At 67.2% G+C, this 573-nt stretch carries 1 protein-coding gene; it reads left to right on the forward strand.

Features of this window, described 5'->3' with window-relative positions; translation table 11 throughout:
* On the forward strand, positions 1–573 hold a 573-nt coding region (locus tag AC1DVR_RS23990), incomplete at both ends, for an NAD(P)/FAD-dependent oxidoreductase (protein WP_478003123.1).

Genomic DNA, 573 nt, shown 5'->3' on the forward strand with positions numbered 1-573 from the left:
GCGCCGCCCGATCTGAACTTTCACCAGGGCGGCTATCTGTTCCTGGCTGGCAGCGAGGAACAGGAGCAGACCCTGCGCGAGAACCACGCGGTCCAGCGCGCCTGCGGCGCCGATGTGGTGCTGTGGGATCAGGAGGCGCTGCACCGCGCCTTCCCGCATCTAAATGTCGATGACATCCGCCTGGCCTCCTATGGCCAATCGGGTGAGGGCTGGTTCTCCAACACCGGGCTGATGAATGGCTTCAAGGCCAAGGCGCGGGAACTGGGGGCAGAGTATGTGACCGACGAGGTTGTGGCGATCACCCGCCACGGCAACCGGGTCACCGGGGTCACGCTGAAATCCGGCACCACGGTGGAGGCGGGAACCGTGGTCAATGCCTCGGGCCCGCAGGCCGGGCGCACCGCGCAGATGGCAGGCATAGCCGTGCCAGTGGAGCCGAGGAAGCGCACCCTCTTCGTCTTTGACTGCGCCAGGACCCCCGAAGGCAGCGCCACGGTCAACCAGGGCCGCCTGCCGCTGATGATCGACCCTTCGGGCGTGTTCTGCCGCCCCGAGGGCCGGTTCTTCCTGTCG

It is taken from the genome of Rhodobacter sp. P2_H5 (genome assembly GCF_056403335.1).